We start from the raw sequence: 25,787 nt of genomic DNA, 5'->3' as shown, positions 1-25,787 counted from the left end.
ATCAAAAATCACTACATTTACGTGTAATATTAACAGGGGGGTGCCTTAAATTTCAGGCTGAGATCATACCCATAACCTGATCCGGATAATGCCGGCGTAGGTAAATGTTAAGCACGATTCTTCTCAACACCGTATCGTTGAAGTGCTCCCTATAATAATTTATTTAATGGAAGTAATGTTTAATGACCAGAATATATTTCTGGATCAACCTCTAACGCTGTATCAGTTCATAAAAAAAATGAATATTGACAGCATCGGTATTGCTATCGCAATCAATAAAAGTATCTGCACAAAAGATCAATGGGATAAAACCCTCCTTCATCATGGTGATGATATCCTAGTTATTAAAGCGACTCAGGGGGGATAAATCCAACCATCCTCGAATACCAATTAAATTATTTTTTAATCAGCAACTTGATTAGGGTAGAATTGAACACCCTAAACTGAAGTAATTTTTAGATTATGACTAAAGATCGAACAAACGTTACCAGAAAGCCTTTTCCTCAAAGCCAAAAAATTTATGTCCAAGGAGAGAAGTTTAACCTGAAAGTACCAATGAGACAAATAATTCTTTCAGATACACTTACAGAAGAGGATATTGTGATCAAAAACCACCCTATTACTGTATATGACACCTCGGGACCATATACAGATCCTGAGATCGATATCGACTTATTAAAAGGATTAGATTTAGTCAAAGAAGGTTGGAGGTATCAACAACCACATCTTATTTCAGAAGCAATACCAACGGAACTACAATCGCAAATTTTTAAAAGAGAACAAGCTCTGAAGGCAAAACAAGGCCATCAAATCACCCAACGATATTACGCCTCAAAAGGAGTTATCACTCCTGAAATGGAGTATGTAGCGATTCGAGAAAACTGTCTGATGGAAAAAGACACCCAGAACCAAGGACAACACAAGGGAGATGATATGGGGGCGAATATCCCAACAGTCGTTACCCCTGAATTTGTTAGAGATCAGATTGCTGCAGGAAAAGCGATCATCCCTTCGAACATCAACCATCCAGAGATGGAACCAATGATTATCGGTCGTAATTTTAGAGTTAAGATCAATGCCAATATCGGAAACTCAGCCATCAGTTCATCAATTGACGAAGAGGTAGAAAAGGCAGTATGGGCTTTTCGTTGGGGAGCTGACACCATCATGGACCTATCTACAGGTAAGAATATCCATGAAACAAGAGAGTGGATACTTAGGAATTCTCCTGTTCCTGTAGGAACGGTTCCTCTATATCAAGCTTTAGAGAAAGTTGAAGGTGACGTGTCAAAATTATCTTGGGAGGTCTTCAAAGAGACACTTATTGAACAAGCACAACAAGGAGTCAGTTACTTTACGATACATGCAGGATTACGATGGGGACATATTCCTTATACCGTAAAACGAAAAACAGGAATCGTTTCTAGAGGAGGTGCCATCATGGCCAAATGGTGTATGATTCACCACAAGGAGAGTTTCTTGTACACTCACTTCGATGAAATCTGCGAGATCATGGCAGCATATGATGTTGCAATATCACTAGGCGATGGTTTACGTCCTGGGTCTATATATGATGCAAATGACAAAGCACAGTTTAAAGAGTTAGAGACCCTCGGGAAATTAACCAAAGTAGCAGAGAAACATTTTCTTCAAGTGATCATTGAGGGACCAGGTCATGTCCCATTGCATATGGTCAAAGAAAATATGGACAAGCAATTAGACAACTGTTTTGAAGCTCCTTTTTATACTTTAGGCCCTATCACAACAGATATCTCTCCTGGATACGATCATATTACTTCTGCTATAGGTGCAGCCAACATCGGATGGTATGGCACAGCAATGCTATGTTATGTCACCCCTAAAGAGCATCTAGGATTACCAAACAAAGAGGATGTGAAAGAGGGAGTTATCACCTACAAGATTGCTGCACATGTTGCAGATTTAGCAAAAGGAATACCAGGAGTACAGATACGTGATAATGCTATGTCTGCCGCGCGTTTTGAATTCAGATGGAAAGATCAATTCGCTTTGGCTCTTGATCCAGAAAAAGCCATGGAATTTCACGACGCAAGTCTTCCAGACGAAGGGCACAAAACGGCACACTTCTGCTCCATGTGTGGCGAGCATTTCTGTTCGATGAAAGCGAGTAAAGAGCTAAAGAATAAACACAAAGAGATGGAGGAGCTTAAAGAACGTTTTAAAGAGCAAGGAAACGAAATCTATGTAAATGTTTAACTCCATTAGATCTCCTAGATGAAAATCACAGTAATCACACCTCCTTACTGGATAAAAGACGAACTGCTTTTATATGGCATATTACTTGATCGGGGAATAGATTTTATACGAATTCGGAAGCCGACCCATACGGCTTCCGAAATGAATTCATTCTTAAAATCCATTCCAAAGTCATGGTACCCGAAAGTTATCGTTCATCAGCCTAAACTTGATATTTCGAGCTATCCTTCCATGGGAGTACACAGAACAGATACTCATCCTGTAATTAAGGAATCGTGTGGTATACGGTCGACAACAATGCATCACCTTGAAGAGCTTCCCCACACCTCTGAATACGATCAAGTCTTAGTTAGTCCGATCTTTGATAGTATTAGTAAAGAGGGGTATAAATCTAAGTGGAAGAGAGACATGCTAAGTTTTACAAATGAGAAAAAAGAGACCGACTGGATTGCGTTAGGAGGCATCTCTCCTACTCGACTTGATCAAGTAAGTGAGATGGGGTTCAACCATGCAGCTATAATGGGATATCTATGGCAAGATGCAATCCACAATGGAAACATCCATTATGATCTTCTGAATCCTCGCTTAGACACACTTAATCAATCAAAGAATGAAATTTAAATATTTAGAATTCCAACTTCAATTTATCACACATGGTACAGATGATCAAGAGATTATACACCAAGTGAAAGAAGTACTAGAAGGAGGTGGCCGATGGATACAGTTAAGAGCGAAACACTACTCTAAAACTGACTTCTTAAATCTAGCACAAAAAATCAAGAGTCTTACAGATGCCTATAAAGCTGTTTTTATTATTAATGATCACATTAATATTGCAAAACAGGTTGAAGCTTCAGGAGTACATATTGGTACAAACGATATAACACCCAATGAAGCAAGAGAGATTCTTGGTCCCCAGTTTATTATAGGTGGTACAGCCAACGACATCGAGACGATAGATAGAATCAGACCAAATGTGGATTATATTGGTCTTGGACCTTTCCGATTCACATCTACCAAAAAGAAGTTAAGTCCATGTTTAGGTATAGATGGTTATAAAAGAGTCGTAGATAAAACAAGGAAAGAGAGTAACATCCCTATCGTCACCATTGGGGGAATAGTTAAGAGTGATATTCAAGAACTATTACAACTAGATGTCCAAGGTATCGCAACATCTAGCGGATTGACAAAAAAAAGTAACAATACAATCTCCAAGGAGACAGCACTTTGGATAAAAGAGATCAAATTATGTCAGAAAAACTAATCATAGCAGATAAAGAATTTTCATCACGTCTTTTTGTAGGAACAGGAAAGTATAGCTCCAATAGCATTATGGAGAAATCCATCATCGCTTCCAAAACAGAGATGGTCACCATGGCTTTGAGAAGAGTGGATCTAAATGATGGAATTGGTGATGATCTTCTTTCACATCTCAACCACGACCATCTTCATCTACTGCCAAATACATCTGGGGTAAGAAATGCAAAAGAAGCAGTCTTTGCAGCATGTATGGCCAGAGAGGCGTTGGGTACTAATTGGATAAAGCTGGAAGTACATCCAGAACCACGTCACCTTCTTCCCGATGCTATCGAAACCATTAAGGCTGCCAAAGAGTTGGTAGAAAAGGGGTTTGTCGTACTCCCCTACACTATTGCCGACCCTTTGACATGCAAACACCTTGAAGATGTAGGATGTCAAGCCGTGATGCCACTTGGAGCATGTATTGGTAGTAATGAAGGGATCACAAACATCGAAATGATAAAACTTATTATTGACCAGAGTAATGTCCCAGTAGTTATCGATGCAGGTTTGGGAGCCCCTTCTCATGCTGCACTTGCAATGGAGCTAGGAGCAGATGCATGCCTTGTCAATACCGCAATAGCCAATAGTAGTGATCCAATAAAGATGGGAGAAGCATTCCATTGGGCCATAGTATCAGGAAGAATGGCTTGGAAAGCACGACTAGCACAAAAGCCTCAAGAAGTAACCAAGGCAACATCACCTTTAACCTCATTTCTAAACCAATAAAGATGAAAAATCAAAGTTTCAACGACCTATTAGAACCATACGACTGGGATCAAGTGACCCAACAGATCTATGACAAGGGTGAAAGGGATGTAATCCAAGCGCTGAGCAAAGATAGAGCTGATTTAGAAGATCTAAAGGCATTGGTCTCTCCTGCTGCCACACCCTACCTTGAACAGATGGCACAAAAAAGTCAGACGATAACACAACAACGTTTTGGTAAAACGATACGTATGTATGTCCCACTCTACCTGTCGAACTACTGTTCTAATGGTTGTGTCTACTGTGGTTTTAATGCAAAAAATAAAATTCCACGGAAAAAACTTACGACAGAAGAGGTCTTGGCGGAAGCAAACCAAATTATCAAACTGGGGTTTAAAAGTATTTTACTTGTAACAGGAGAAGATCAAAGACGCTGTAACACAGAGTATTTAAAAGAGATCATCACCCTTCTAAACCCGATGTTTGATACCATCTCTATTGAAGTACAACCCATGGATACAGAAGATTATTCCATTCTGAAAGAAGTAGGACTTCATGCCGTCTATGTCTATCAAGAGACATATCACCAAAAGAGCTATCCAGACTATCACGCCTTTGGGAGAAAACGAGATTTTAAATATCGACTTACCACACCAGAGAGAATTGCAGAGGCAGGGGTTCACAAACTGGGGTTTGGAGCACTACTAGGATTGGAAGAGTGGCGTACAGAAGCTTTCTTTATTGCACTCCACTTGTCCTATATGGAAAAAAAACATTGGCAAACACAATATAGCATCTCATTTCCGAGACTCCGACCCCATGCAGGTAATTTCCCTCCTCAATTCCCTATCAATGACACAGAATTATTGAAACTAATCTGTGCTTTTAGAATATTCAATCCTTATGTCGAGCTAACCCTTTCGACCAGAGAATCTGCCTTTTATCGTGACAACCTACTCTCTCTTGGGGTTACCTCAATGAGTGCAGGATCAAAAACGGAACCTGGTGGATATGTCAAAGAGAATAAAGAGCTGAAACAGTTTGAAATAGAAGATGCTAGATCAGTAGAAGAGGTCGTGTCTGCAATCAATGAGAGAGGATACGAGGTAGTTTGGAAAGATTGGGATACTGTTTTAGCATAATCTCATAAGGTTATTTCACGATTTAATTGGTATAACTTCATAATTTATGGAACGTTACGATAGACACTTTCAAATAAGTGATTTTAAACAGAAAGATCAAGATGCACTAGTCAAAGCATCTGTACTTGTTATTGGTGCAGGAGGTCTAGGAAGCCCTATCTTACAGTACTTATTTGGTGCAGGCATAGGTCAAATAACAATTTTTGATGCTGATATTATCACAAAGAGTAATCTTCCAAGACAAATACTATATCATGAGGCAGATATTGGACAGTTGAAAGTAGATAAGGTGCTTGAGAAAGCAATATTGATGAACGCAGAAATTGATGTGGTAGCTAGAGCTGAAACCTTTGATTCCAACACCATCATCGATCAAGATATAGATCTTATCATTGCCTCTCCCGATAATTATACCTGCCGATTAGATGCTGATCTTTTTGCTGAAAGAAATAATATCCCCATTATTCATGGAGCAGTACAAGAGTATAGTGGATATTGGTTACGCTTAGATTCAGATAGTCGTTTACGATATAAAGATATTTTTCCAGAACAGATCAAAACTTCGGAAAAAAGTAAAGGGATACTAGGACCTGTAGCAGGAATCGTTGGTTCTTCAATGGCTATGGAAGCCATTCAATATCTTCGAAATAAAAGTGTATCAAAGGCATATATGTGTACCATAGACACCAGAACATATCGACAAGAAAAAATAGAGATATCATGATAGAAAAACAACCAACCACTCCAGTCGTTCTCTCTATTGCAGGTAGCGATGCTTTTGGAGGAGCAGGGATACAAGCCGACATCAAAACCATCACCACATGTGGCGCTTATGCTGCGACTGCCATTACCTGTGTTACTGCTCAAAGTAGTCATGGTGTTTTTGACATACACCCGGTACCTCCTTCAACCGTAAGGTCTCAAATAGATCACATAATTAATGATCTACCAATCCATGCCGTAAAGTTAGGTATGTTATATGATTTAGAGATTATTGAGGTCGTTGCAAAAGCCTTGGAACAAATCGATTGTCCTATCGTTATAGACCCTGTAATGGTAGCCTCTTCTTCCGACAGTTTGATAGCTGAAAATGCTTTTCACGCCATGGAAGAACTTCTTTTTCCTAAAGCAACGTTATTGACCCCCAATATTCCAGAAGCAAAAGAGATGGGACATAAACATAATGATGACCAAGATTGGCAAGAAGTAGCCATCGATATCGGGAAGAAATATGGATGTGCTGTATTATTAAAAGGAGGACACACAACCTCCAGCATATTGACTGATATTTTATATGATCCCAAGGAAGAGGAAATATTCTGCATTAAAAACCCTCGAATAGATACAGCCAATACACATGGTACGGGTTGTACCCTTTCCTCTGCGATTGCAACTTATTTAGCCAAAGGATATACTTTAAAAAATGCCGTAATAAATGGAATAAACTATGTCCATAAATTGCTTGATAAATCCAAAGAAGTAAAGATGCACTCTAAAAATGGACCTATGTATCATTATTTGCAAAAATAATAGAAGTACGTATTTATCCTCCCTTTGATGTAATTTAGGCGAGGATATCAGGTTGCGTAGTTTGTGCCAATGAATTGGCACAAACTAATGTCGTATTGAATCTGGAATGGATAAGATATAAAACAAAATGGGTCAGGCTTTTAGCCTTTGGAAGTTAATGGTGTGTTGTATCCAAGGCTCATGTCTATGCAGTGCGGTGGCGCAACATAAACATTTCATCCTAGTGCTAACTTCAGTCACCCCCTTTCGGGGCTTGGTTGAAGTTATGTGGATATACAGGGAGAAATATAGCCATGGATTCAGATGAGATGCAATACCGATGACACAAGTTAAACTGAGAAACACGGATTTTTATGTATTCTGCAACAATCCCTGAAAGGGAAACCGAATATAGCCGGTGGAAACCATCATTGGACCGCAAGGTCAAGGAATCGGTTGGAGCCTTGTAAAAATACACCATGATCCACCGAAGGGCTGTAAGTCTGACCCCATTATTTTATCGACGTACAAGGAGAAATATAACTCTTAATTCGGAGGATGTTACTACTCTTCTTTTTATGTATTCAGAAAAAAGAAAAATTGGTCAGTTTTATATTGACTTTACTCAACTAATAACATAGTTGAGTAAAGTCATTTATATAATATCTTATTTTGAAATGGTATTTAACAGCTCGTTTTTGTAATCATCGGAATATTCCCAAAACATCACACCACCAAGCTTCTGTCTCTTCACATATTTCAATTTTATCCTCATCGATTTAGGATTCTCATAGGAGATAAAGACATTTTCTTGTTCATTATACAGATATGGTACCTTTGCCTTCTTATCCCAATATTGGGTATAACCCTTTTCTTTGGTACACTCTGTTCTAATGGTTTTATATGCAATAATATAACCAACCTCTTCGGCGGATGCCCATAGACCATCTTCAGTGTCTTTGCTCACCTTCTTCCATCTTCTACCATAAAATGGAATACCTAGAACTAATTTGTCCGCAGGAACTCCTTCTTTAAGATGTCGTTCAATGGCTCCATCCCCACTAATTTCTTTGGCACCATTTTTCACTTCAGCTTTAAATAAGTTAGCATGATGCCCTGTTGTATGATCGAAACCTCCATACATATCATAGGTCATAATATTAATGAAATCCAAATATTTCTGTGCTTCTCCAAGGTCGGTATTATCCGTATAAGCTTTATCAGCACCTGTTGCAATGGTCAATAAATAATGTTTCTCTTCCTTATCTAACTCTTCTCTAATAGTTTTCAGTAGAAGATTAAAATTCGCACTATCTTCTGCACGATATGTATTGTCTTCGCCCAACTGTCCTGGATACTCCCAATCTAAGTCGATGCCATCAAACTTATACTCCTTCATTACAGAAACAGCACCTTTGGCAAATTTCACTCTAGATGCATTGGTTAGCGCAGCATCAGAGAAGTGATTACTCCACACCCATCCTCCAATAGAGAAAAGCAGTTTTGTACTCGGACTTTCCAAATCACGTTTCTTGACCAATGCTTTAATCAATGCAGGATCTTCCTTCAACATAAACTGAGGCTGTCCATCCACAATATTCGCAAATGCATAGTTTATATGTGTTAATTTAGACACTTGTACTTCTGACACAGGTAATCCAGTCCATCCAGCATAATACCCTATTACGCGCTTACTCTTGGCTACCAATGAGGTAGTAATAAGCATTGCAATTAAAAATAAAAAAGTCTGTTTCTTCATCATTAAATATTCAATTGTTTCTACAAACTAAATTTAATGAAAAAAAAACAGACCCTCTAATGCGTTACAATAACACCCCTAATTATTATAGATATTTGACTTTATTTGATTTTCAGTCTCATCGTTAAAAACTTCAAAAGCAACATTCCAACTTCTATCTTTTCCAATAGAAAAAAGTTTCATTTACTTAAACTCTTGCATCCCTTTTTTAAAATCAAAGTTTAATTTTAAGTCTATCAGCTCTATTGTCTCTTTTCCCCTATCTGAAAGATATCAAAAAAAAGCGGAGACATATCTGTTACCTTCGTTGTAACAAAAAATAAGATCTTATCACTGGTCGCATTTTAATATAACATTTCTCAATCCACTACAGTGTACTCTTTCCTTTTTAATATAGCTCTATCTCCAACTTTAGCCCCGTGGTATATTATGATTGTCACGCCATTTTCAACCAAATATCGAGGACATATAGACAATTGCTCTTCTATTAAAAACAACTCAGAAGAAGTAGTTTAGTCTTTAAGTAAGAAGCAATTTTTCCTTAGCTGTTATATTTGAGTAGTCCTCTCATTACTTTATTTTTTTTGGATGTGGTGACTTATTTAAAATAAATATACACCTCTCCCTTTTTCTTCTTTATCTCTTCTTGCACTTTAGTAGGGAAATTATCTTTATCGAGATATAGGTATTGTAAATTTAACATCTCGAATAGTGTTGCTGGTAATTTATCAATATTTGTTTCTGAAAGGTTAAGTATTCTTAGACTCTTCATCTGGTCAATATCAGATGGTATTTTTGAAATCTTATTTTCCTTAAGATCCAGTGACTTTAAATCTGAAAGCCGTAAAAGTACTTTAGGGAAATATTTCAACTTATTTTCAGATAAATCCAAAAAATCAAGGTAGTTCAATTGAGTTAAAGCATCAGGGATGGTAGAGATCTTATTCTTAGACAGGTTTAATGTATTAAGATACTCCATTGCCCCTATTTCATTCGGGATGTATGATATGTTATTATGAAAAAATGTCACTTCTCTTAACCTATTCAATTTTGTTACAGTTACAGGAAATAGCTCAAATTTATTTTCATGTAACAACAACTTACTTAAAGACAATAATTCACCAAAGGATTCTGGTAGCTGAGTCAATTGATTCCCCCATGCCTCACAAACCTCCAATGAATAAGCATTACCAATGTTTTTAGGTAATGTAGATAATCTATTTTTCGAAACATCTAAATAGACAAGATTTGACAACCTTGAGAAATCAATCTTTAATTTATTTAACCTATTGCTCTTTAGGCTCAATTTCGTTAAGTTTTCAAGATTCGAAAGACTGCTCGGTAATCTTCTTATGTTATTATTTGAAAGTTCAAAAGTACCAAGTTGATCCAAAAGATCAATATTTGACGATATTGATCGTATTCTGTTTTTATTCGCACAAAACATAAATAGTGAATCTAGTTTGGTTACTCCACATGAAATTCGTTTTAACTTATTCTGACTAACAAATAGTATTTTAAGTCGCTCTAACTTTTTTATTCGATTCGGAATTCTCCTCAAACAATTTCCTGAAAGGTCTAGGTACTGGAGATTCTTCAACTTATAAACCTCTTTCGGCACTCTTTTTATATTCATGTTTTTGATACTAAGAATCACAACACTGTCATAATTAGCTTCTTTTAAATCCTCGAGTTGATAGCTCTTGTATTTATTCTGAAAACGTATCATCTTTCTGAGATCATCGTTTTGAGCAAAGGATTGTAGAGTTAAGAACAATAATAAAACTGATATTATTAATTTCATAAATTATTTTATTTGGTTGTTAGTATTATGAAACTAAATTATAACACTTTTTCGTTTTCCAAATTGTTATAATTGAATAACGTCAACAATAATAATTATAACACCCAATCTTTTATTTAAAATCGAGGCTTCATCATTCAATTTTTAAATGTGATATATCTAAACTTAATATCCCCACCTAGAAATATAATGCTTTGCAAGGAATTGAATGACAGCTTATTTAAGCATTTTATTGAAGGTATTAATCAAAAACTATACACAAAAAAGAGCGAACCTCTCCTCTCTTTTTTTATTTTATCAAGAACCTTATTTTCAACACTATCACACACCATAAAGCAATACATTTGTCGTAAATATTTGCGACAAATATAAACAATGAATTATCAACTAACTAAAATCATTTATTCAGAAATTCAACACCTAGCACCTTATATTTATCCTCTTTACTTAATAGACTCAAAATCTTTCCCTAGAGACCAAGGAGTAATATCCAGTCTCTTTTTTTGCAGTATTCCGTAAAAGAAATATTTTGTAAATTCCCATATCCTTTTAATGCATCAAGGAGAGTTCAAACTAATGAACTCTCCTTGATGCATTAAAAGGATGATAAAGATATATCGTCTACTTTTCGTATTCTTGGATAGAGTTGGCTTTAATACGCTCTAAGAATTCGGAAATACCTTCAAGGTGTTCTTTGACTTTCTTATTTTTAAACTCAAAGACTTTTTCGACAAGGCCATCTAAGAAGTCTCTATCGTGAGAAACAAGGATAATGGTCCCATCAAAATCTATTAATGCCTGTTTAAGGATATCTTTGGTACGTAGATCTAAGTGGTTGGTAGGCTCATCGAGAATTAGCACATTGGTTGGTTCCAAAAGGAGCTTCACCATGGCCAAACGTGTTCTCTCTCCACCAGATAACACTTTCACTTTCTTATCCCAATCTTCCTTACTAAACATGAAAGCTCCAAGATAGTCCTTGATTTTTGTACGGATATCCCCTTTGGCCACGTCATCGATAGTATCAAAAACAGATTGTGTCTCATCCAATTGTGAAGCCTCATCTTGGGCAAAATAAGCGATCTGGGCATTATGACCAATTTGAAGTGTTCCTTCATGCTCCAACTGTTTCATGATACACTTAATCATGGTCGATTTTCCTTCACCATTCTTTCCAAGAAAAGCGACCTTATCCCCTCTTTCAATAGTCATTGAAACATCTTCAAAGACATTTAATTCTCCATAGCTTTTATAGATTCCATCAGCAATTACAGGATAATCACCAGAACGAGGTGCAGGGGGGAATTTCACACGAAGACGTGAGGTGTCCTCTTGATCTACTTCAATTCGCACCAATTTCTCTAACATTCGTACACGAGATTGAACCTGATTGGTTTTAGAATAGGTTCCTTTAAATCGTTCGATGAAATCTTGATTTGCATCAATCATCTTCTGCTGTTCATCGTAAGCTTTTAGCTGTTTCTCACGACGTTCAGCTCTCAATTGAAGATAGTTCGAGTAGTTCACCTTATAGTCATAGATACGCCCCATTGTCACCTCAATGGTACGTGTAGTAATACTATCTACAAATGCTCTATCATGAGAAATAATCATCACTGCTTTTGATGATTCAATCAAATAATTCTCTAACCATTGAACGGACTCAATGTCTAGGTGGTTGGTAGGCTCATCGAGAAGAATCAGATCAGGATTCTTTAATAGCAATTTTGCCAATTCAATTCGCATTCTCCATCCCCCACTAAACTCTTTCGTAGGACGATTAAAATCATTACGAGAGAAGCCTAATCCTATAAGCACCTTCTCGATCTCCGCATCGAAATTAATCTCCCCCTCACTGTATAATTTCTCGCTAAGGGTAGAAACTTCTTCAATAATCAGAGAGTAGTCATCCGACTCATAATCTGTACGAGTTGTCAATTCACCATTTAAGAACTCCAGTCGATGCTGCATCTCCAGCACTTCGGCATAAGCTTGAGATGTCTCTTCAAAAACGGTTCTTTCGTCATTTAATAATAGATGCTGTGGAAGATAACCTATCACTGCATCTTTGGGTGCAGATACTTTTCCATTCGAAGGTGTTTGAGCACCTGCAATAATTTTTAAAAGAGTAGATTTACCTGCTCCATTTTTCCCCATTAGAGCAACCCTGTCACTAGGATTGATAACAAAGGATATATTACTAAAAAGCGTTGTTCCGCTAAATTCAACGCCTAAATTGTCTACCGATATCATGTAGTATGTCTTATTAAATCAAAATTCGAGCCGTAAAGATAAATAAAGAACCTTTGTCACGAAATCATCTTAATATTAAAATCAACGGTATTTTCAATTGATTAAAGCATTTTCCAATGAAAAACGGTAACAACCGGTGACTACTCTACCTTGAAGTCGTATAGACACACACGATGACACCAGACTTACCTTCTTTATATTTACAATCAATCTCCACCTAAGTCTAAAAGAGTTTCCGGGTGATCTTCACTTCCCAGAAGAATAAAGATCAATAATTCTCATCTAAATTGAACTAAGGTCAATATCGGATTACCTCGAGAATAGACAATAATTGACTATAATTAAACAGCACCTAAAGACGGTTCAGAAACGGACATGTTACGGTTTGAATACGGTGATAAGTTATTTTTAAGTCAATAATGATTCGAAGTTGATTCGATAAAAACACCAAATTGATGAGTGAACTTCGAATGAACTATGACCCAACTATGAACCATCACCGTATTCATACCGTAGGAAGTCCGTTTTTATCCCCTATTAGGCCAAAGGGAAATAACTGTAATACAGCAGTAAAGTCATATTCAACCTCGGAATATAGAGTCCTTTCTCAAATAATGATAAGGTGTTGTAAATTAAATTCTGACTGGCTTATATTTTAGACATAAACATCGCGTACATACTTCACGAATACATCAATTCCCACTGGGGCAAGCCTCCTATTCTTCCTTTAACCTAAATTTGGCGATTATAGATTATCAGCATAAATCAATGTCGCCATCTCATTTTTTTTTGAATCAAGAGTGTTTTCTGGTAAGTTTTTGGTCTTATTCTAGTCATATTTTAGATTTCTATTACGATACTAACTCTACCTTTTTATTTTAGGGTATACCTTTCCCATTACCGTTCGGTTTAATTTTTCTTTCAATACAAGATTCAAATACTAAGCTGCTGTAAATAATATAACTGGAGGTTTTAAACATCTTTCCCATAATTCTTTAATATCAAATTCTTCTTGTACCTCTTTTGCGATTCTTAAAGTTGTATTTCTTCCTCCTTCAACAATTTCACCAGCAAAATCGATTAATTTTCTTCTAAATGTATTTGGATATGCTTTGTCCGATATTTTATCGTAGGAAATGTCATTCTTATAGGCCTCAAAAAGTGAATGGCTCATTGCCAGAATATAGTAATAGACCTTATTCTGATTAAATTTCTTAAATGGCAATGATTCAGTAGTAGCCAACTCTTTTAGGCTACGATGAATTAATTCGTCTGCACCTCTATGGTGAGATAACTGAACTATACCTTTCGCAGTTAAAACATCACTCATATCTGCTTTTTTTAATCGTTCGTCTGAGATTTTATTTTTTCCAATATTGGTGTAAATCAAATTGTCAGGACCTGACAGATCTAATACTCTCTGACCATCTTCTTCTCGAGACAATGAAGTTGCGATGCAGCGCCAAAACTTACTCCAGCTCTTTAATTTATTGCCAAAATCATAGAGATCCCATTGTAACGTTCCATTAGTATATTTCTCACAATCACCTCGTTTAATGTGTTCTAGTTCAGAGGTTATGTCTTTATACATTTTTCCTGTTGTAATGAAAGAGATATTCAACTGATCAAAAAAGTTGAATGCTTTTTCATCTAGAAAGCCACTATCTGAACAAACGATTATAGGGACAGATTCGCTATAACGAGATCTAATCAAATCTACAATATGTTTTACTCTCTCGGTATAATCATTGCCATGATTAGAGTGGTGATTACCAGGACGAAATAGGACATCTATAAGGGAGTTCTCCCATGATATATGAAGAGGTTGAAAACCTTTTACTTTTTTATACGTCGGTTTATTGTCTTCTTTCTTCTCTGAATAATTGTTGTCCATTACCATTGTGTCTACCCCAAGAACAATAACCTTAGGCTTTTCATGTAGTAATCGCCAAATAAAGAGCTCATTTAGAATCTCAGACAGTTCACTGTTTGATAGTTGTGACAGTTTTACTATGAATCGTTTTATTTGAAAACTAGAGGCTAATTCATTCTTCTCAATACCAATAACGGGTGCGTATGATGCACTGAGTTTTTTTCTATCAAAGGAACAGATTGAACTGTGAGTTCCATCAATAAAATGTGCGACCATTTGACAAAAAAATGATTCCAATGTTAAACCATACCCACTGTAGGGGATCTTTGATAGAAACTTGTTTGATACTAGGGAATAGAATCCAATATTTTTAATAAAATTCATAATCAGTGATAGTCCAGCTCGATCTGATAATTTGGAGCGTGAAATACCTATTTTTGTTATCGTTGACATGATCAAGAGTATTTCTTAAAAGTGAATCAAATAATTTTGTTTTCAACAGTTTAAGATAATGATAATCACCAACATAAATAAATATTTCTTCGTTTTTTTTTGTTAAGTCGCCAAATCTTCCTTTAAGAAAGATCGCATGATGTAACTGGAATTGCTACATTTGACTGAAGATAATGTTTAGCACTTTCATTGTATTGGTATTACAGAGGGAAATGAATTATTTTATGAACAGCCCCTGTATTTAAACACAAGAAGGAATCGCTTGTTTGTATTGAAACATCTACTGAATTAGGTAGTATGAAGAGATCTCACCTAAATAACCTCAGATAATAGATTGACGGTAGAATAAAAAATAAATTTAAGATCTTATCGCTATAGAATATTTATCTATTTAACATTTTTGATGAATCAAGTATCAACGAAGTATCCTTGAAGTATCTACAAACTACGGAGGAAACCTATGGAGATCCACTATATTTTGGCCCCATATCACTAATTGTGATCCATTACTTATACCAATAGAGTTGACACAAAATAGGCTAACAGAAAGAGCTGCTAGCCTATCTCTTTTATGGAAATGGATCTACTTATACTCTTTCAAAGCTTCTTGCCCATCTAAATGACGTTGGGCATTTGAGAACATCGCTTCCATCTCATCCTCACCTGGATGAACACTAATAGGTGCTAGGAATGAAACACGACGTGAAATTTCAGCAACCATCTTTTTATCGTATGCTAATCCTCCAGTAATCAAAATAGCATCCACCTTACCAGCAACGACTGTTGCCATCTCTCCAATAGTTTTAGCCACTTGGTATGCCATCACATCTAGCAAATGCTTACACTTCTCATCTCCTGCTTCTGCTCTATTTTGGATTTCAAGACCATCAGAAGTTCCAAGGTGTGCAACAAAACCACCATTACCACATATCATCTTTCTGATCTCAGATTGTGTATAATCACCAGTAAAACAAAGATCAACCAATTGACCATTAGGTAGTGAACCACTACGTTCTGGTGATATCGGACCTTCGCCATCCAAAGCATTGTTTACATCTACCACAGAACCATGATCATGGATACCAACAGAGACACCTCCTCCAAGATGTGCTACAATTAGATTCAACGACTCATAAGGTTTGGAGATACTGTTTGCATAAGCTCTGGCTACCGCCTTTTGATTCAAGGCATGAAAAATAGAACGTCTCTCAAAAAGTGGATGACCAGCTGTTCTTGCCAACGCGTCGAGTTCATCTGTAACTACAGGATCTGAAATGAAAGCTTTTGTATTTGGAATTTTTGATGCCAAGTCAAATGCCAATAGTGGAGCCAGATTACTTGCATGCATTCCATATTCACGACTATTTAAGTCATCCACCATCGCTTGGTTTATCTCATAAACCCCTGATTCAAGAGGTTTAGTAACTCCACCACGAGCAATAATAACATTCACAGCACCAGGACCAATATTTTCAGTTCCGAGCTCCTTTAATATCATTTTCTTACGGAAATGAAATTGATCATATATGGTTTCATACTGAGATAACTCCTCTGCCGAATGTCTAATAGTTTTCAAGAAAATACATTTCTTGTTCTGAAATACTGCAATTTTAGTCGATGTAGACCCTGGGTTGATTGCTAAAATTTTAGTCTCTTTCATTAGGTATATTTTATTAGTTTGAGAGGATTGCTCCCATTGCTATTGAATTTATCTTACACTGAACACTATCACCTCTAGAGGTTAATACAATCGGAATATGTGCCCCCATTACGATGGCAGCTGTTTCGGCATGCATCAATTTGGTGGCACTCTTATAGAACACATTTCCTGCCTCTAGGTTTGCAAAAATCAAGCCATTACACTCACCTGCTGCAGGACTCTTGTATCCTTTCTCTAAAACAGCCTCTTTATCTAAAGCCAAATCCAATGATATTGGTCCTTCCACAATGACAGCGTTGTCATCTTTAAAATGCTCTTTCACTTCAACAGCATCTGTGGATGATACGACCTTTTTAGATACCACTTCTGAAGGGGTGATAATACCGATCTTTGGATCTTTGATCCCAATTCGTTCAAATATCTGCTTTTGATAGTTCACCATTTGGATCTTATTCTCAATCGTAGGTAGTGGTATGATAGCAACATCAGATACGATAAGAAGTCTATCAAAAGATGGTATTGAGATCGCACTGACATGCGACAAAATTGATCCGCGATCAAATAGGCAAGCATCTTTGGCAAGGATAGCTCTCATATATTGATCTGTCGTTAAGCTTCCTTTCATTACAAAATCAGCCTCTTTGTTCTTAAGTAGACCAACGGTCGTCACGATAGACTCCTCTAGAGAATTCGTAGAAAATATTTTGAATACCGATGAGTCATATCCATGCTTACTACATATATCCTCGATCACACTCTTATCTCCTGTTAGAAGAATATCACAAACACTTTTTTGTTTTGCAATGTAAGCTGCTTCTAAGGTATGATGATCCATAGCATGCATTATTACAAGGCGACGAACTTCTCCTTGTTGTGCTACTTCTATCAAAGTATCTAACGATGTGTTTTTCATATCAAAATTTTTACCCTAATATAAAGAATTTGTTGGTTCGGAAAGCTGCCATTTCTCTCCCTTTGGTCTTTTGTCAGTTTCTTAGCTAGATCCATTCTAAGAAATAAATATATAATATAATAATTCTCCTATTTTTAAATGTAATCTTTTACAGTCTGAAACTGTTTTAAACTATCAAAATGAAATAAGTCTAAAGAATGGCCTGATTCAACTTTTTACCATAAAAATCGTCATTTTTCTCATATGTCACGATCAACTATGTCTTTAGTTCTAATGAGTATCTATAAAGGGAATAAAAAAGTTCAAAGCAAAAAAAGAGGAATACTTAATTAAATAAGTATTCCCCCTTTAGGATATATAGTGAAATGAAATTATCTGTTTTTAATAATTTCAATAGTATCACGCGCAATAACTAACTCCTCATTTGTTGGAACAACAATAAGTTTAACACGACTATCATCTGTAGAGAAGACAGCCTCTTTACCACGAACTTTATTCTTCTCAGTGTCCATTTGACAACCCAAGAACTCTAAATCAGAACAGATACTCTCTCTATGATCCATGGCGTTTTCACCGATACCTCCAGTAAAGATAATCGCGTCCACCCCACCCATAGCAGCAGCATAAGCACCAATATATTTTTTCACTCTGTAGTCAAACATATCAACGGCTAGTTTACAACGAGCATTTCCTTCGTCAACACCTTTACGAACATCTCTACCATCAGAAGAGACACCCGAAACCCCTAATAATCCACTATGTTTGTTCGCAAGGGTATTGAATGATTTAATACCGATTTGCTCTTTTTCCATAATGTATGTCACAGCACCAACATCAAGGTCACCACAACGAGTACCCATCATAAGTCCTTCAACAGGAGTGAATCCCATACTTGTGTCCATTGATTCACCATTCTTAATTGCAGCTAGTGAACCACCGTTACCAAGGTGACAAGTAATCAACTTACTATTTTTGTAATCCAAACCAAGGATCTCACAAGCACGCTCTGAGACATAGCGGTGGCTTGTTCCGTGGAAACCATAACGACGAATACCATACTTCTCATATAGTTTATATGGGATCGCATACATATAAGAGTGCTCTGGCATGGTTTGATGGAATGCTGTGTCAAAAACACCACATTGTGGTACATCAGGAATTAAAGAAGAGATCGCTTCAATACCACTTAAGTTTGGTGGATTGTGTAGCGGTGCTAAATCGATACACTTCTGCATCTCTTTAACCACCTCTTCGGTAATAAATACAGAAGAGTTGAATCTTTCTCCACCATGAACAACACGGTGACCTACAGCATCGATCTCATTAAGATCTTTCAAACAACCATGTTTTTCGCTTGTAAGTACTCCTAATACATACTCGATACCTGCAGAGTGATCAAGGATCTCTCCTTCGAAAATTACCTCTTCACCAGACTCTTTTTCATGCTTTAAGTAAGAACCAGTCATTCCTACTTTGTCTACTAGACCGATTGCAAGAACGGCCTCAGTATTCATATTTATTAATTGATATTTTATTGAGGAGCTACCACAATTTAATACTAGAACCTTCATAATAATTTCTTTATCTTAAAAATCAAAAGCTTAAATTATGACTTAAAGTAGTCATCTTTAATAATTACTCCTTGCTCATCGTAACGATAGAAACCATGTAAAGTATCTTTACCATATCGTTTCGCACGAGAAAGCTTCTTAATTAATGGAGATGGTTTATATTTTACCTTACCAAATTCACCATAAAGGTTCTCCATATATCTTTCGATTTTATCGATACCCAAAATGTCGGCTAACTCAAATGGACCAAAGCGCATACCGAAACCAACTTTCATTGTTTTATCGATACCTGCAATATCAGAAACCCCTTCCATCAAAGTTTCACAAGCCTCATTCAATAGAGTACAGAATAGTCTAATAGAGACAAGTCCAGCTGATTCTGAAGCGCTAACCACACTACGGTTAAGCATATGAACAAAAGTCACCACACTTTGGAATACCTCTTCTGTAGTATAAAGACTCTTCACCACTTCACAAACTTTTGCTTCTGCTGATTGGATAAAGAAATGAAGACTTACACAACGCTCTTTATGATTAAGTTCCGAAGCAAGTTCTGTAATTGCAATCGTAGTTGAGTTTGTTGCAATAATACATTCTTTACTAACGTTGGCTTCAATATCTTTGAAAACGTCCTTTCTTGTTTCAATACGTAATCCTTCTGATTGCTCACGAATTGCCTCAATAACAAAATCGCAATCTGCTAGATCTGCGTAATCCGTTGAGCCAATAATACGAGTAAGGATCGCTTTTTTCTCTCCTGGTGTTAAGCCCCAAGTATCGATACGCTTGTCTAATTCACTATCAATACGTGCTTTAGCTTCCGCAATTTTCTCTATTGAGACTTCAATAAACACCACCTCAATGCCATTGACTGCAGCAATACGTGCAATATTCTGGCCAACCTTTCCACATCCGACAATACCGATCCTAGAAAACAACGTCTTTGAGCGGTGTTTTTTACTTAGACCAAAGTCCTCTATTTGTTCTACTATCTTTGTCATTTTAGCGATTCTTTATTTCTTATATAGTTTTATCTACATATGAAAAGGGAGAAAAATCTCCCTTTTTGTATTTTTATTCTCCAGCAGCTTGATTTGCAGTAATCGCCACCAAGTTAACAATATCACTTACGGAACAACCACGTGATAAATCATTAATTGGAGCAGCCATTCCTTGAAGGATTGGACCTACTGCCTCAGCACCTGCCAAACGTTGAACAAGTTTGTATCCAATGTTTCCAGCCTCTAAACTTGGGAAAATTAAGATATTTGCCTGTCCTGCTACAGGACTCTCAGGAGCCTTAAGCGTAGCAACTTCTTTAACAATAGCAGCATCAAGTTGTAACTCACCATCGATCTTAAATTCAGGAGCCATCTCTTGTGCAAGTTTCGTTGCATTAGCTACTTTATCTACCACATCATGGCTTGCACTACCTTTTGTCGAGAAGCTAAGCATCGCAACTTTAGGATCCATACCAACAATAGCCTTCGCTGTCTTAGCTGTAGCCACTGCGATCTCTGCCAACTGCTTATCATTTGTTTCAGGCATCACAGCACAATCAGAAAAGACCATTACTCCTTCGTGTCCAAATGACTTGTCCTTTAAGAACATCAAGAATGCTCCAGAAACACAACTCATTCCAGGAAGTGTCTTGACAAATTGGAAAGCTGGACGAAGTACGTCTCCTGTTGAGTTAATTGCACCTGCAACCTCACCATCAGCATCACCTGCTTTAATCATGATCGGGCCAAAACAAAGAGGATCATTCAACATACCCAATGCTTTCTCTTTAGAGAGACCTTTTTTCTTGCGAATTTCAACCATAATGTCTGCATATGCATCTCTACGATCATCCGTTGTAGGATCTACGATCGTTGCACCATCAATACAAACACCTAATTTATCCGCATTGGCCTTAATCTCTTCTGCATTACCTAGCAAAATGATTTGGGCAATACCCTCTTTCAACAAAATTTCTGTTGCTTTTATTGTGCGCTCTTCAGCACCTTCAGGAAGAACAATTTTCTTATTCGCTTTCTTAGCGTTCTCCTTAATTTGGTTTAATAGTTCCATCTTTTATCGAAGATATTAAAGTTGAATGCTTTCGTTTTTGTAAGGACAAAACTATATAAAAATGTCCCATTTACTCGATAGATTGATTATTTTTATCAATGAAAAAACACTTTTTTTACAACAGTCTGTTTTACAACATAAAAATTGACATTATGCGTGGTATTTTTCATACTTTTGCAATAAACATTTTCCATTAATTGAATACAATTGTTACCTAGAGATTGCAAAGTTAATAAATAACTGCATTGTCTATATATCTTTTTGGCAATAAAATAGAAATTCTACTTTTCAATTTTTAATATATGACAAAGAAGAACATGATTCACTGGAACAAATTAAATGCATCTATAGATGGTGATCTTTTAATTGATGACACAACAAGAACAATGTATGCCACCGATGCCTCGTTGTATTACATGAATCCAAGTGCAATAGTTTTTCCAAAAAATAGAGATGACATAGTGCAAACGATCCATTTTGCAAATGAACATAACCTCTCAATTACTGCTCGAACAGCAGGTACATCATTGGCAGGTCAAGCAATTGGTCATGGTATTATTGTAGATATGTCAAAATATATGAACCAGATTATTCAAATCCACCCTCAGGAGAGATGGGTAGATGTTGAACCTGGGGTTAATTTATCTTATCTGAATAGTGTCCTAAAAGAACACGACCTCCAATTTGGGCCAGAAACCTCGACCTCCAATCGATGTTGTATCGGAGGCATGGTTGGAAATAACTCTTGTGGATTACACTCTTTGATTATGGGAAGTGTAAGAGACCATCTAATCAAAGCTGAATGGCTTTTGTATAATGGTGAGACCATTCTCTTGGAAGAGCTTACCCAAGAGCAGGTAAAAACGAAAACGGAGGGGGATCAATCTATTGAGTCAAATATCTACAAAAAGATAGACCAGATTGTTGATTCACCAAATTTTGCTTTTGAAATACAACACCACTTCCCTGCCCCAGAACTTAAAAGACGAAATATGGGCTATGCAATGGATCAGATATCTTATCTTAAGGATGGTCAAAAAAAGATTAATTTATGTAAGGTCATTGCTGGATCAGAAGGAACTTTAGGTATAGGAACATCATTTAGATTAAACCTCGTCCCTCTTTATCCTCCATACAACGAAGTGATTACAATTGGTTTTGACGGATTGGAGCAAGCACTACATGCAAACATTGATATATTGACCATAGAACCTATCGCCATAGAGTTGATGGATCACCATATCATTAAGGCGGTATCGAAGCTGAATAGGTATGATCTAAAGATCTATTTTGATGATCAGGCCCAAGCTGTTCTTATTGTTGAAATTGCAGAAAAGAGCCAAGGTCAGTTAGATTTAAAAGTGGATGCACTGCATAAACTTATTCGTTCAAAATATAATCCAACATCTATTTCACGATTTAATACCCGCAGTGACATCTCTACCATTTGGCAAATTCGTAAAGATGGACTAGGTGTATTAGCTAACCTAAAATCAAAAAAGAGAAGTGTCACTGTTATAGAGGACACTGCTGTGTTACCGTCTGTTTTGCCACACTACATCAAGGAATTTAATGATATACTTGATCAAAATGGATTAGAATGTGTTCATTATGCACACATTGCGACAGGAGAACTTCACCTACGACCAATGCTTGACCTAGAAGCCCCTTCGGATCTTGAGAAATTTAAGATTCTCTCTAAAGAGATTGCACTTCTGGTAAAGAAATATAGAGGTTCGCTATCAGGAGAGCATGGGGATGGACGCCTCAGGTCTCCATTTTTAAAGTTAATGTACAGTGATCAGATCTTAGATTGGTTTAATCAGATCAAACATACTTTTGATCCCAACAATATATTTAACCCCAATGTCATCCTTAATAACAATCTGATAACCGACCATTTAAAGTATGATTTACAACCTCCTATTCCTGAGCTGAACACCATCTACCGCTTCAATAATTCAGTCCATCTTCATGATGAAATTGATAAATGTACAGGGTCAGGGATCTGTATCAGAAAAGATCACAACTATTCTGGAATGTGTCCTACCTATCATGCAACAAATGATGAAGCATTCAGTACAAGAGGGAGAGCAAACTTGTTGCGTAAAGTTATTCGTACAGAGAGTAACGAATGGGATACCACCAATCCGGATCTAAAAAGAGTGCTTGAAGAGTGTTTAGGCTGTAAGGCTTGTAAATTGGAGTGTCCTTCATCAGTCGATATTGCCAAATTAAAGTCGGAATATCTAACCCACTATTACAACTCTCATACCCCATCTCTTCGAACACTAATGGTTGCTTATCTGCCTCTATTAAGTCAATGGGGAGGAAAAATGCCTCGACTAACAAATCTTATTATTAAGGCAGATATTTTCAAACGTTTGGTAGGTATTGCTAAAGATAGCAATGTACCAGCATACAGTTACAGAACAACAAGATCTTTAATACCACGAGGCCACGAAGATTCATATGATGTGTATCTCTATATCGATGAATTTACCAACTATTTCGACAGCGCTATTGGCTATAAGACCTTTCTTCTACTTCAGCATCTTGACATTAAAGTATATCCATTATTTTTAAAACAGAGTGGTAGAACCTACATCTCTAAAGGGTTATTAAATCAAGCCAAAAGAGTTGCAAACACGAATGCGAAGATGATATGCAATCTTCCATCAACAGATATACCAATTTTGGGGATTGAACCCTCATGCATTGCAGCAATGGTAGATGAATATATGGATCTCGTGGATCAACCATGCGATTATCAGAAACAGACACAACGGTTGATGCTTGTAGATAAATTTATCCTGGAACAGTTAAAAAACAATCCTGCTCTTAAACAGAAGATAAGAAGTAAACACGAACATATTTTCTATCATGGTCACTGTCATCAAAAAGCATCTTTTGGCATAAATGACACCATAAAGATGCTTCAGGTAGCAACACATGCAGAGGTCTCTACATCAAATTCAGGGTGCTGTGGGATGGCTGGTTCATTTGGCTACGAGAAGGAACACTATCAATTGGCCGTTGATGTTGGTGAAAAAGCACTCTTTCCAGCTATTCGATCCCAACAAAAGAACACTGTGTTTGTGGCCTCTGGTACTAGTTGTAGACACCATATATGCAAACAAACATCGAAAGTGGTACTTCACCCATTAGAATATCTCTATTCGGCTCTTATTTTGTAATCTCACTCTTGAAATCATAGACTGATAGGGTATAAAAAAAGGATCTATGAAGTAGTTTCATAGATCCTTTCTTATACCTAAGGCTAATTTAAATTAGCCAAACCAATAGAACAGTAATGTTGTCACTGCAAATACAATAATAACTGAACCTGCGATTCTATTCCCTAACCTTAGGTTTTGCATATTAAACTTATGACGAAACATATTTACAAGCGATGTCAGTGAGAACCACCATAATGTCGCACCAATAAAGATACCCCCTATCAACATGGCTGCTGGAAGTGGATCACTAGTATTGATGACCAACTTGAATCTTGCAAAGATTGAAAAGAAAATCAGTATCGCCAATGGATTTGAGAAAGTAAGCAAAAATGTAAAAAAATAGTCTTGCCAATATGATGCCGTCTTTCGTTTAAACTTCTGCACATCTGCAGATGGGTCTGACTTAAAAATATGCCAACCTAAAATAATTAAGATTCCTGCCCCAAAAAAACGAAACATCACTTCATGGGTACGAATAACCTCAATAATATAATTCAAACTAAAGCCAGCAATAATTGCATAAATTGTATCGGAAGAGGCGGCACCCAATCCAGCATAAAAGCCTGCGCGTCGATTTTTATTTATTGTTTTTTGTACACATAATACACCAATAGGTCCTAGAGGAATCGAAGCACAAAGTCCAATAATCACTCCCTTTACAAATAATTCTAAAAACATCTAATTACGTTAAATTAATTCTTTCTCTTCTACTAGACATAAGCCAAGGTATATGCTCTTTATTCTCTCCTTCATTGTGTTATAATCATCACGCCTAATTCTTGATTAAAACAAATGATACTTGTTTGGAAACAGATCAAATCTCATACATCGCTAAACTTCTATCCTTTCATCTACTTAATACACCGCTAAACCAATTCTGGTTCACTCAAATATTCATTTAATGCTAACATCATGTCTTTAGGAACTCTTCTCGGGCGATGAGTAACTTTATCCAAAAATGCTAGAACTGTTGTTCCTGAACACAATAAAATATTCTCTTGGTTATACACTTCTGTATATACACTCATCTTCACTTGAGATAGGGATTTCACGGAAGTCCGCACCTCTAATAGCTCATCATACTGAGCTGGTCTTCGATATTTCACTTCAACTGAAGCAACAGGCATCTGAACTCCTGACTCTTCAATCTCTTTATACGACTTAAACACATCTCGAATAAAAGCATTGCGCCCCATTTCAAAGAAGTGTAGATAATTGGCATAGTAAACTATCCCCATCGCATCGGTATCTGCAAAGCAAACTCTGTAATTAACTGATCGGTACTTCATAAGGTAG

20 protein-coding genes and 1 riboswitch are annotated in these 25,787 nt (G+C 36.7%); of the genes, 9 read left to right on the top strand and 11 right to left on the bottom strand.

Annotated elements, in window-relative coordinates; genetic code table 11:
- Positions 1-26: 26 nt before the first annotated feature.
- A riboswitch (TPP riboswitch) is annotated at positions 27-121 on the top strand.
- A 45-nt stretch (positions 122-166) separates the two neighbouring features.
- The 8 genes from thiS to thiD all read left to right on the top strand — a co-directional run bounded on the left by thiS (position 167) and on the right by thiD (position 6,914).
- Positions 167-367: a sulfur carrier protein ThiS gene (thiS, locus tag K5X82_02160; GenBank protein QZT37710.1), complete on the top strand. Its 201-nt coding sequence runs from the start codon at positions 167-169 to the stop codon at positions 365-367.
- A gap of 95 nt (positions 368-462) precedes the next feature.
- The gene (thiC, locus tag K5X82_02155; protein ID QZT37709.1) at positions 463-2,235 is read left to right on the top strand and encodes a phosphomethylpyrimidine synthase ThiC; all 1,773 of its coding nucleotides are present in this window, start codon (positions 463-465) and stop codon (positions 2,233-2,235) included.
- 18 nt (positions 2,236-2,253) lie between these two features.
- Positions 2,254-2,856 (top strand): thiamine phosphate synthase, encoded by a 603-nt coding sequence (locus K5X82_02150; protein QZT37708.1) that lies wholly within the window; start codon positions 2,254-2,256, stop codon positions 2,854-2,856.
- Positions 2,846-3,499, top strand: a complete 654-nt coding sequence (thiE, locus tag K5X82_02145) for a thiamine phosphate synthase (protein QZT37707.1) — start codon at positions 2,846-2,848, stop codon at positions 3,497-3,499. The genes K5X82_02150 and thiE overlap by 11 nt, the downstream gene beginning before the upstream one ends.
- Positions 3,484-4,263, top strand: coding sequence for a thiazole synthase (locus K5X82_02140; GenBank protein QZT37706.1), 780 nt, complete (start codon positions 3,484-3,486; stop codon positions 4,261-4,263). The genes thiE and K5X82_02140 overlap by 16 nt, the downstream gene beginning before the upstream one ends.
- 2 nt (positions 4,264-4,265) lie before the next feature.
- Complete coding sequence (gene thiH, locus K5X82_02135) at positions 4,266-5,384, top strand: 2-iminoacetate synthase ThiH (protein QZT37705.1); 1,119 nt, start codon at positions 4,266-4,268, stop codon at positions 5,382-5,384.
- A gap of 46 nt (positions 5,385-5,430) precedes the next feature.
- Positions 5,431-6,108, top strand: a complete 678-nt coding sequence (locus K5X82_02130) for a ThiF family adenylyltransferase (protein ID QZT37704.1) — start codon at positions 5,431-5,433, stop codon at positions 6,106-6,108.
- Positions 6,105-6,914 carry a bifunctional hydroxymethylpyrimidine kinase/phosphomethylpyrimidine kinase gene (thiD, locus tag K5X82_02125; protein ID QZT37703.1) on the top strand — a complete coding sequence of 270 codons (810 nt, stop codon included), beginning with the start codon at positions 6,105-6,107 and terminating at the stop codon, positions 6,912-6,914. The genes K5X82_02130 and thiD overlap by 4 nt, the downstream gene beginning before the upstream one ends.
- A gap of 646 nt (positions 6,915-7,560) precedes the next feature.
- On the opposite strand, the gene K5X82_02120 is transcribed toward thiD, so the two are convergent.
- From K5X82_02120 to pta, 9 genes are all read right to left on the bottom strand, one after another.
- Positions 7,561-8,655: a glycoside hydrolase family 18 protein gene (locus K5X82_02120; protein ID QZT37702.1), complete on the bottom strand. Its 1,095-nt coding sequence runs from the start codon at positions 8,653-8,655 to the stop codon at positions 7,561-7,563.
- A 595-nt stretch (positions 8,656-9,250) separates the two neighbouring features.
- Positions 9,251-10,456, bottom strand: a complete 1,206-nt coding sequence (locus K5X82_02115) for a hypothetical protein (protein ID QZT37701.1) — start codon at positions 10,454-10,456, stop codon at positions 9,251-9,253.
- A gap of 621 nt (positions 10,457-11,077) precedes the next feature.
- The gene (locus tag K5X82_02110) at positions 11,078-12,709 is read right to left on the bottom strand and encodes an ATP-binding cassette domain-containing protein (GenBank protein QZT37700.1); all 1,632 of its coding nucleotides are present in this window, start codon (positions 12,707-12,709) and stop codon (positions 11,078-11,080) included.
- 940 nt (positions 12,710-13,649) lie between these two features.
- Positions 13,650-15,035 (bottom strand): IS1380 family transposase, encoded by a 1,386-nt coding sequence (locus K5X82_02105; GenBank protein QZT37699.1) that lies wholly within the window; start codon positions 15,033-15,035, stop codon positions 13,650-13,652.
- A 583-nt stretch (positions 15,036-15,618) separates the two neighbouring features.
- The gene (buk, locus tag K5X82_02100) at positions 15,619-16,695 is read right to left on the bottom strand and encodes a butyrate kinase (protein QZT37698.1); all 1,077 of its coding nucleotides are present in this window, start codon (positions 16,693-16,695) and stop codon (positions 15,619-15,621) included.
- Between the two features lie 13 nt (positions 16,696-16,708).
- The gene (locus K5X82_02095; GenBank protein ID QZT37697.1) at positions 16,709-17,608 is read right to left on the bottom strand and encodes a hypothetical protein; all 900 of its coding nucleotides are present in this window, start codon (positions 17,606-17,608) and stop codon (positions 16,709-16,711) included.
- 371 nt (positions 17,609-17,979) lie between these two features.
- Entirely contained in the window at positions 17,980-19,179 is a 1,200-nt protein-coding gene (locus K5X82_02090; protein QZT37696.1) for an acetate kinase, read from the bottom strand.
- A gap of 35 nt (positions 19,180-19,214) precedes the next feature.
- Positions 19,215-20,180 carry a 3-hydroxyacyl-CoA dehydrogenase family protein gene (locus tag K5X82_02085; protein ID QZT37695.1) on the bottom strand — a complete coding sequence of 322 codons (966 nt, stop codon included), beginning with the start codon at positions 20,178-20,180 and terminating at the stop codon, positions 19,215-19,217.
- Between the two features lie 73 nt (positions 20,181-20,253).
- Complete coding sequence (gene pta / locus K5X82_02080) at positions 20,254-21,252, bottom strand: phosphate acetyltransferase (protein QZT37694.1); 999 nt, start codon at positions 21,250-21,252, stop codon at positions 20,254-20,256.
- Between the two features lie 302 nt (positions 21,253-21,554).
- On the opposite strand from pta, the gene K5X82_02075 reads away from it, so the two are divergent.
- Positions 21,555-24,449, top strand: a complete 2,895-nt coding sequence (locus tag K5X82_02075; protein QZT37693.1) for an FAD-binding protein — start codon at positions 21,555-21,557, stop codon at positions 24,447-24,449.
- A gap of 93 nt (positions 24,450-24,542) precedes the next feature.
- On the opposite strand, the gene K5X82_02070 is transcribed toward K5X82_02075, so the two are convergent.
- Both K5X82_02070 and K5X82_02065 read right to left on the bottom strand, forming a co-directional pair.
- Complete coding sequence (locus K5X82_02070) at positions 24,543-25,169, bottom strand: LysE family translocator (GenBank protein QZT37692.1); 627 nt, start codon at positions 25,167-25,169, stop codon at positions 24,543-24,545.
- 188 nt (positions 25,170-25,357) lie between these two features.
- Positions 25,358-25,780: an acyl-CoA thioesterase gene (locus tag K5X82_02065; GenBank protein QZT37691.1), complete on the bottom strand. Its 423-nt coding sequence runs from the start codon at positions 25,778-25,780 to the stop codon at positions 25,358-25,360.
- Between the last annotated feature and the right edge of the window lie 7 nt (positions 25,781-25,787).

The sequence above is a fragment of the Prolixibacteraceae bacterium genome (assembly GCA_019856515.1).
Lineage (GTDB): Bacteria > Bacteroidota > Bacteroidia > Bacteroidales > Prolixibacteraceae > Halosquirtibacter > Halosquirtibacter xylanolyticus.
This window is presented reverse-complemented; position numbering and strand designations above follow the sequence as displayed.